Raw genomic sequence first — 8062 nt, forward strand, 5'->3', positions numbered from 1 at the left:
CTCAGTCCTGCTCAACGTGCTGTCTCGTGATCAGCGGCTGCGTAGCAGCGGCGGTTGGCGGGGGGTTGTCGAATGCATATCCCGCTCCGCGGGATATGCAGCGGCAAGCCGCTGCATAGAGTGCGAATTGCGCAAGCGCAATTCGAATTCCCGCGCAAGCGCGGGAATGAATTCCGCAAGCGGAATTCTAAAAGAGCGTCAATTCGCGCAAGCGCGAATTGCGGGGAGCCTCGCAAGCGAGGCTCCTTGGGCTGGCTACGGGGTGAGGGTGCATCACGCGCGGGCCTGTGTAGGGCTTGGGAATCCCCAGCCCTACCACCGCAACGAAGGTGACGGATCGTCGGCCTGACGGGGTGCTGGCCCCGCCGCAGTGACGGGTTCCGCTGCGCTCCACCCTGACCCCTCCCCCACCCTTGAACCTGATCGCTCACGTTCACCAATACCCCGCCAGCATACACGCCACCCCGTAACCGTGGGGCAGATTCAGGCGGATGCATCACCCGAGTGGGCGAACGCACGGCATGGGTGATGCATCGATGATGGTGACTGTGTAGCGTTTGGGTCCTGGCCGCACCACCCCTAATCCCTGCCCAATAACTTCCGGCAGAATTCCAAATTACGCGGCCCTGAATAGCCTAGCCACAGAACGGAAGCCCGATATGGGAACGCTGGAATTCAACGTGCGGAGGTACCTGAGCCGATCGGCCCCCAGGGCCGGACGGCGGAACCGCTCACCGGCATCAGCCACGCCTCGATGCTGTGAAGCGTCACGGTCGGCACCACCCGAGACTCAGAGCCGCTGATGCCGCCTACGGTCCGCACCCGTTCCTCGGAGTCGCACGCGAAGCCGCTCAGCCATCGCCGGATCGACCAGCGGCGGCGCAGGAAGCCGTCCACGGGCGCGTGGGGCCGCGCCCCTCCCCGGGAGCCGTCGACCGCCTGGGGCACGGCCTCCGGGGCGCCCGGGGGCCTTCGCGGGTGCGGTGGCCGGACGGACCGGGTGGCGGCTGCGGGCCGTACGCCCGTGCTGCTGCGCACTGCCGGCTGTGGTGGTTGGTGCCGTCGGTAGCGGGTGGACCCACGCGCGCGAGGCCCTGGCCCCGCCCTCACGCGCGTGTGCGTCTTAGGGAAAAGAGGGCCCTTGCGGAAAAAAGGCTCTGACCTGGGCTTTTGCGGAAGGGGATGTGTCGGCGCTGACACATTGACCTGCGGAAATGTGTCCGTGGTGCCACACCGACACCCTTATTTGCCAACCCTGCTTGTACAAACGTGGAACGTTGCTGGTGGGGGCCGGTTTTCAGGGAACACCCCTCGAATCCCCTGTGTCGGCATCGACACCAAAGCGCCACGCCAGCGTGTACAAATCTGCCAACTGAGCTTGAACAACTGCTAGTGTCCGGCGCGCCCCCCAAGATCGAGGACAGGACCACCGTCGATGCCCCGCCAGCCCAAGCGCCCGACCGCCGGCCGCGGGAAGGGCAAGATCACCGCCGTGCCGCCCGGCGGTGACAGCGCCTTCCGCGAGACCCTGTCCTCCCGGCTGGGCAAGGACATCAAGCCGCCGACCCGCAAGCGGCCGGTGCAGCAGATGGACGTCAGCGTTCGGTACACCTACCGCGCCCCGCACGACATGTACGGGCGCTCCGGCTACAGCGTGGTGTCCAACGACTTCCTCGCCGACGTCCTGGCCGTGCTCATCGCCCAGCACGGCATGTCGCCGATCCAATCCGCGGTCCTGCTGTGGTGCATCGGCCGGCAGCGCGAGGGTTGGCTGAAGGCCACGCACAAGAAGATCGCCGACAAGCTCGGCGTGGAGCGGTCGAACGTGACCCGGGCGATCGGCCGCCTTGAGGAGTGGCACATGATCCAGCGCGTGGACACTGGGCTGATCTTCGTGAACCCGATGCTCGGGTTCGAGGGCAACGGGGACCTGCAGCGCGAGATCCTGGACGCATTGCGCGACGCGGACGGGAAGCTGCCCGAAGACGTCTTCCCGGCCCTGAACGCCCCGAAGCCGCCGCGCAGCGTTCAGCTGGAGCTCGGGGCAGAAGACGGGGAAGATGAAGTGGTCGACGCGGAGGGGCGGGCATGCTGATCCAGGCGAGCGCCGGTTTCGGAATGCTGTACCGGCTAGACCTCACCAAGGCCGCGATGGAGCTGCTGAGCGTCCTCATCGAGCGCCAGGAGCCCGGCGGCGAGGTGAACGCCTCCCAGGCCGAGCTGGGGGCGCGCGTGGGCCTGTCGCGGAACTCCGCGAACACGGCGATGTCGCTGCTGGAGAGCCGGAACCTCGTACTGAGGCCCGAGGACCGCAAGTACCGGACCTACTACCTCCACCCATACATCGCCTCGTACGCCTCCCAGGACGAGCTGGAAGAAGCGATCGAGGACGCAGCCGAGCGCATCGAGGCCGGCGAACTGCCCGAGATCGCCGTCCCGCTGTACGAAACCGCGCCGCCCAAGCGCCAGAGCCAGCCGCTCCGGGCCGTCCGCGCCGCCGGATAGCGCTGCCCGTCATCACCCCCGGGTGATAACCGCCCGCGAAATGTGCCCCTGCCGCACCGGAATGTGCGGCAGGGGCACATTCGTCTTCCCGAGCGGGGAGCACCCGGTGCGTACATCGTTCCCCTCCAGGGGAAACCCACAGGTCAGCGGAGCGCGGCCCGAGCAAGCGGTAGCACCAGGTAAACCGGTTTGTTCTGGTTCTCCAGAACAAACGGTGACTGTCCCGGCGAGCGCGTACATCGTTTGCGAGCAGCACGGGCGCGGCGTTGCATGCAGCAGCTGTGCATGGATCTCGCCTGGAACATCGCAGATCTGCGATGTTATGCAGCCGCGCGCGCGGGCCAACGGCCCTGCTGACACCGCGGAGCAGCAGGGCCGGCTTGGAGGCAGCGAGGCCCGAGCAGCGTGCAGCAGCTGGCCGTGCTGCACCGGCCGGGGCCGGCCTGCTACCCGTGCAGCACCCGTGTGCCGCCTGGCCCAGGCAAATGCTGCGCTGCACCCGCGACACCACCGTGCTGCAACCCGACCGCCACCACCAGGACCACGAGCAGCACCCCGTCAACCACGGCCACCACCCCCGCTACCCATCGAGCAGCAGCCCGCTGCACACCACGGCGAGCAGCACGACAAGGAGCAGCGGCACCCCGTCGTCGCAGGCCCTCGCCTCACACCTCACACCCTCACACCGCACCGCGCCCACCTGGGAAACGGGCTGTGTGCCTCATAGGAGAAGCCGGGAGCGGCGCTCTACAGGACGGTGCCGTGCAGGGCGCGGCGGTCGCCGGACATCGCGTAGCGGCGGGCGGCGAGGCCGTGTTCGAGGGGTTCGCCGATCTGGTCGCACAGCAGCGCCAGGACGTCGGCGGCCTCGATGTCGGAGAGGTAGGCCGGCGCGACTTCGAGCATCAGCTCCCCGATCGCGTGGGTGCTGGCGGCGAGGTCGTCGACGACGCGGCGCAGCGCGGCGACGGTCGGGCCCGCCGGCGGTTCGGCGGGCGGCGGGGGCGGGGCGGTGCGGATGTCGCGGACGGCCTGGCGGACCACGGCGCGCACCGTGGGCTCATCGAGGGCCTGGAGGCCGCTGTGGGCGAGCGTGGCGAGACGGCGGGTGATCAGCTCCGCGACGTCGCCGCTGCGGCTGGAGACGTCGACCAGGGCGCGCTGGGACAGGCCGTAGTCGAGCGCGGCCGCGCCAGCCGAGCCGGTGTCTCGCACGCGAGACAGGCCGGGGCCGGCTGCGACCGCGTCGTCGATCGCGGCCAGGGCGCGGGCGACGTCGAGGAGGCGGTATGCCTGGGCGCGGCTGATGCCGAACTCCGTGCCGCAGTACGACTCCCAGCTGCTATAGCCGAGGGGTGCCCAGACGCGGGCGGCGTGAGCGTCGCGAACCCGGGCGGCGAGCACCGCCACGGAGCGCCGGACGTCGTCCATCGCCTCCCGCAGCCAGGCCGTCATCTCCCGGGCGCGGGCCGCGGTGAGCGGCGGCCGCGCCGGTTCGACGCCGTGCTCCTGGTCCTCGTCGTGCTCGCCCACGACTCCATCGTCCTCCGGGCCGGCGGGGCGCACCAGGGCGTGCGGAAGCTCGGGTGCGAACCCCACCTCACAACCCTCACAACCTCATAGGCAACGCGTCTACCTGGGAAAACGGGCTGTGAGGCTGGTAGCCCTCACAGCGTGACACCCGGTTTCGCGACAACGGATGTTGTTGCCCTCTGGTGGTGGCGGGCGGGTCTGGCAGGCTGATCCGCGACGGCGGGCTGTCGCGTCTCGCCGCAGAGTCAGGGGGTCCGGAGTGGCGGGGATCGAGCGGGAGCCGGCGGAGGTGCGGATACCCAAGGCGGCGCTGGACGCCTTCGCCGTGGCGCTGAGCGTGCGCACGGTGGCGATGCGGACGTGGCCCGACGGCATCGAGTGGATGTACCCGGTGGGCACGTGGGACGAGGCGCACCTGGAGGTCGCGCTCATGCCGGGCGGCGAGGAGGTGTGGCTGCGGATGTCCACCGACCGCTCCAGCGTCGCCGTGTGGACCATCGAGCAGTGGTGGGCCTTCTCCGGGGAGCTGCCCGGCGCGACGCCGCCGCAAGCCTGAGACGCGAGGCCCACGGCGGTGCGGTCGGCGCACGAACGGCGGCGGTCGGCGTGGCTCCGGCAGGTCCGGATCGTTGTGTGGGGCGCTGGCCGCCGTAGCAACGTGAACGAGGACCGATGCCGAAGAAGCCCGCCCACGACCCGAGGTACGGCTACGACCCGGAGACCAACACGGTCCGGGTCGATCAGCACGACCTGGCGCGGCTGCTGCTGATGTTCCGCAAGCTGATGCGCGAGCAGAAGCCGGGCTCGTGGGATCACATGAGGGACTACGACCTGTCCTTCGAGCGCCTCGCGGACGCGGTCGATGCCAGCTCGCAGATCCGGTACGGCAAGCACTGGACGGGGCCTGATCTGAGGATGCGCTGTACCACGACCGAGCCGGTCTACGACTGGCCCGAGGGCGCGCCGTACGACGGTGAAGCGACGTTCACCTGGAACGTTCCGGGCTATGGCTCACACGCCTTGGAAGACGACCAGGTGGAGGACTGGTCGAACGCGCTGTGCGGGTTCAGCTGGTACAAGGGCGACAAGCCGCGTCTGGTGAGCGGCCTCCCGGACTGCCCAGAGTGCCGGCGTGAGGTACAGCTCGGTGCCGACCGCCCCTGCGGCCGCGATTGGTTCGGCTCGGCCCTCTGTACGGCAACAAGGTGCCGAAGGCCGCTCTGTATCTGGACGATCTGATCGACACCGGCCAGCTTCCGATCTTCGGGGACGGCGAGGAGGGCACTCTCGTACCTCTCGCAGAGGCTGCGACGAGGCTCGGTTCCCAGGGTGGCGACCTTCGCGAGTCGCTCCACAGCCTGCATGCGGTGGGAATGCTGCTTCTGGATACGGACAACGAATACGACATCCCCGTCATCCGCGTGGTTGCCCAGAAGCCTGAGAAGCCCGGGAGTCCTTGGCGGTTCCAAGGAGACTCTGACGCGGTCACCGCAAAGACCTGCATCCCGGATGGCATCTGGGAAGAACTGCCCGCTGAGGTCGCCGGGGCCGTGATGTACCTGCGGATGTGCCGGTCCCAGCTGCAGGAGCCCGACCCCAACGAGTTCGGCCGGCGCGAGGAGGTAAGCGGCCCTGCGCACGCCAGGGATCTGTTCGCCGAAGCTCTGGCGTCCGGTGCCGTCGACGAGAAGGGGTGCGAAGCGTGTCCGGCGGGCCACCTGTGCACCCGCACGGAGGACTGAGCGCAAGCGAGAGCGTAGGGCCAAAAGCCGACTGAGGCCGGGCGCATGCCCCACTGGCCCTTGGCTTTCTGGCGGCGCGGAATGGAAATGTGCTTGCCTCCCGAGTGGCAACAGGTGGGCATCGGAGCGCCCTGACCCCGGCAGTTGCGATGCCGGGGTCAGGGCGTTGTCACCGGGTGGCTATCCGAGCCAGACGATGTTCAGCACGGTCTGCCGGCGCAGCGGCCGGTTCACCCAGTAGGTGAGGGAGAGCTGGCCGACGGACGCGTAGCGCACGTCCTCGCCCTCGAGATCCTCCGCGTTCCACTGCCGGAACCCCCACGCAGGGCTTCCGGTCTTGAAGGAGACGCGTGAAAGCTCGGCTCCCGAGGCGGCCGGCCGCCGGTCTTCGACAAGGAGGACTACAAGGAGCGCCACGCGGTGGAGTGCGGGATCAACCGGCTGAAGCGGCACCGTGCGGTGGCCACGAGATACGACAAGTTGGCCGTGCGCTACGAGGCGACAGTGCTGGTCGCAGCTATCAACGAGTGGCTTTGACCAGCACTTTCGCAACAGGCCCTAGCCGTTGTTGCGGGTCCAGGTTTCCGCGGAGCAGCTGCCGCTGGAGCTGCATATGGCCACCCGGATGCCGCTGCCCTGGCTTCCGTACGCGTTCGGATATGTACTGTCCTCGTAGAAATCCTTGTTGCAGCGGCCCCAGGTACCCGTGACGGAGATCGCACATTGGCCCTGGCGGTACAGCTGCCAAGAGCTGCCGTTCCACAGGTAGTTGCTCCAGCGGGCGTATGCGCCACTCGTGTTCGCGACCAGATAAATCCCGTCTCCGTACATCTGGAAGCACGATTCACCGGCACTGGACTCCGCACAGGGGCCCGTGCTGTAAACGGGGCCACCGAGCACCGCTTGATCGTATTCCGTTGCCGCAGCCGACACGCCGGCAACGGCCGACGCCGTATCCGAATTCGCCGCTGCGGGGCTTGCCGAGTTGGCCAGGCCGATGGTCATCAGCACGGCCACGACCGCTCCGAAATTCCGTGCTCGCTTGATGGTGCTCCGTAACACAAATCCTCCTTCGCTGGCACCAGCGTCCACGCTGTCCGGACGGTGGCGCTCAAGGCTCCCGAAGTGCATGAAAGGACCGTCGGATTGGCGGGAAGTCGGAATTTCTCGGCACCGAAGACCCCCGTCCCCCAAGGTGCCTCGTAGTTCAGGCACTGGCATGTCCGCAGACGAGCATCGCTCATGACTCGCCGAGCCGTCCAGGAAACAATGAGCCAGCCTGACGGCTCATTCGTGGAGGCCGGTGACGCATCCGGACCGTAGTAGTCGTGGGACATCGTGTCGATCAGGTTGGCTTTGTCCACGAGAACGGGAGTCGTTTGTCGATGAGCGCGGGAGGCGCCCCGGAGGCGGCCAAGTCGATGTTCACGAGTTCGGGAGGCACCCGCCGAGAATGATCTTGCTAGGGTCCACCCAGGATGGGGCGTTCAACGCGTGGGAGGTGGTCAAGCGATGACCCGCGAGGAGCAGGAACTGATCATGGGCCTGGTGTTCGTACCGGGCAAAGGCCGGACGCGCACGCTCGACGAGGTGCTCGCCCACTTCGGCGAGTCCGACGGCGAGGCCCTGGCGCTGAGGCTGCTCCGGGACGCCATGGAGCGCCAGGACGCCGACGACGTCGAAATGGCGCTGATCCTCCATGCCTCTGCCGGCGCCTCCGTCGAGGAGTTCCTGGAGCCGTTGACCGAGTTGTTCCCCGCCGACTGGCACAGGGACCACGAGGACATCGTGCGCATGCTGGGCAGGCTCCGCTCGCCCAGGACGGTGCCGACACTGGCCCTGGCAACCCACTGGGTCCCCGAGCACCTGGACTGGGACGAGAACCGGGCACTCGCGGTGAAGGCGATCTGGGCCCTCGGCGCCATTCCCGGCCCGGAGGCCCGGGATGCCCTCGAAGGTTTGCGCGACGATGGGAACGAGATCATCCGCGAGAACGCGCTAAATCAGCTCGCACGCCGCGGCGAACTCTGACCGCGGAGTCGTAGCCGCTCACCCGGAACGCCCGGCCGCGTTTCCTCGGCCAGGCGTTCCGCCCAAGATCAATCTCGCCAGGACTTCCTGTACCTCGGCCACTCAAGGCAGGTCACGCAAACCAACCCGCCGGGCCATGAGTGACTCCCAAACTCAGGTTCTGGCTCACTTTCCGTGGGAGCTAACTGAGTGTGATGTCAATGGCTCCCCAGGCCGTGAGCAACAGAGACTCGGAGTCACGTGCTCACGGC

9 protein-coding genes and 1 pseudogene are annotated in these 8062 nt (G+C 67.9%); 7 read left to right on the top strand and 3 right to left on the bottom strand.

The genetic code is table 11. The features are described 5' to 3' along the window. Positions 1-1435 precede the first annotated feature (1435 nt). Positions 1436-2095: a MarR family transcriptional regulator gene (locus ABZY11_RS40940; protein ID WP_356484037.1), complete on the top strand. Its 660-nt coding sequence runs from the start codon at positions 1436-1438 to the stop codon at positions 2093-2095. Further along, the gene (locus tag ABZY11_RS40945; RefSeq protein ID WP_356484038.1) at positions 2089-2505 is read left to right on the top strand and encodes a hypothetical protein; all 417 of its coding nucleotides are present in this window, start codon (positions 2089-2091) and stop codon (positions 2503-2505) included. Before ABZY11_RS40940 ends, ABZY11_RS40945 begins: the two co-directional genes overlap by 7 nt. A gap of 747 nt (positions 2506-3252) precedes the next feature. Here ABZY11_RS40945 and ABZY11_RS40950 read toward each other — a convergent pair. Further along, positions 3253-4104: a hypothetical protein gene (locus ABZY11_RS40950; protein ID WP_356484039.1), complete on the bottom strand. Its 852-nt coding sequence runs from the start codon at positions 4102-4104 to the stop codon at positions 3253-3255. Positions 4105-4297: 193 nt separating this feature from the next. On the opposite strand from ABZY11_RS40950, the gene ABZY11_RS40955 reads away from it, so the two are divergent. The 3 genes from ABZY11_RS40955 to ABZY11_RS40965 all read left to right on the top strand — a co-directional run bounded on the left by ABZY11_RS40955 (position 4298) and on the right by ABZY11_RS40965 (position 5780). Next, the gene (locus ABZY11_RS40955) at positions 4298-4594 is read left to right on the top strand and encodes a hypothetical protein (protein WP_356484040.1); all 297 of its coding nucleotides are present in this window, start codon (positions 4298-4300) and stop codon (positions 4592-4594) included. A 116-nt stretch (positions 4595-4710) separates the two neighbouring features. Further along, a complete protein-coding gene (locus ABZY11_RS40960; RefSeq protein ID WP_356484041.1) occupies positions 4711-5277 on the top strand; it encodes a hypothetical protein in 567 nt (188 codons plus the stop codon). Then, a complete protein-coding gene (locus ABZY11_RS40965; RefSeq protein WP_356484042.1) occupies positions 5244-5780 on the top strand; it encodes a hypothetical protein in 537 nt (178 codons plus the stop codon). Before ABZY11_RS40960 ends, ABZY11_RS40965 begins: the two co-directional genes overlap by 34 nt. Positions 5781-5960: 180 nt before the next feature. Here ABZY11_RS40965 and ABZY11_RS40970 read toward each other — a convergent pair whose 3' ends face one another. Then, the gene (locus ABZY11_RS40970; protein WP_356484043.1) at positions 5961-6197 is read right to left on the bottom strand and encodes a hypothetical protein; all 237 of its coding nucleotides are present in this window, start codon (positions 6195-6197) and stop codon (positions 5961-5963) included. Between ABZY11_RS40970 and ABZY11_RS40975 the strand changes: the two are divergent. After that, positions 6141-6317, top strand: a pseudogene (locus ABZY11_RS40975) (IS5/IS1182 family transposase); the annotation flags it as partial. The gene ABZY11_RS40970 and the pseudogene ABZY11_RS40975 overlap by 57 nt on opposite strands. A gap of 21 nt (positions 6318-6338) precedes the next feature. Here the strand turns inward: ABZY11_RS40975 and ABZY11_RS40980 are convergent. After that, positions 6339-6911, bottom strand: coding sequence for a hypothetical protein (locus ABZY11_RS40980; RefSeq protein WP_356484044.1), 573 nt, complete (start codon positions 6909-6911; stop codon positions 6339-6341). A 381-nt stretch (positions 6912-7292) separates the two neighbouring features. Between ABZY11_RS40980 and ABZY11_RS40985 the strand changes: the two genes are divergently transcribed. Then, a complete protein-coding gene (locus tag ABZY11_RS40985) occupies positions 7293-7811 on the top strand; it encodes a HEAT repeat domain-containing protein (protein WP_266738553.1) in 519 nt (172 codons plus the stop codon). The last annotated feature ends 251 nt before the right edge of the window (positions 7812-8062 follow it).

The organism is Streptomyces sp. NPDC006510 (assembly GCF_040611955.1).
Taxonomy (GTDB): Bacteria; Actinomycetota; Actinomycetes; order Streptomycetales; family Streptomycetaceae; genus Streptomyces.

Bases quoted from the DNA above. Each gene is read 5' to 3' on its own strand.
- ABZY11_RS40940 (WP_356484037.1), top strand. From the start codon at position 1,436: ATGCCCCGCCAGCCCAAGCGCCCGACCGCCGGCCGCGGGAAGGGCAAG.
- ABZY11_RS40945 (WP_356484038.1), top strand. From the start codon at position 2,089: ATGCTGATCCAGGCGAGCGCCGGTTTCGGAATGCTGTACCGGCTAGAC.
- ABZY11_RS40960 (WP_356484041.1), top strand. From the start codon at position 4,711: ATGCCGAAGAAGCCCGCCCACGACCCGAGGTACGGCTACGACCCGGAG.
- ABZY11_RS40980 (WP_356484044.1), bottom strand. From the start codon at position 6,911: ATGCACTTCGGGAGCCTTGAGCGCCACCGTCCGGACAGCGTGGACGCT.
- ABZY11_RS40985 (WP_266738553.1), top strand. From the start codon at position 7,293: ATGACCCGCGAGGAGCAGGAACTGATCATGGGCCTGGTGTTCGTACCG.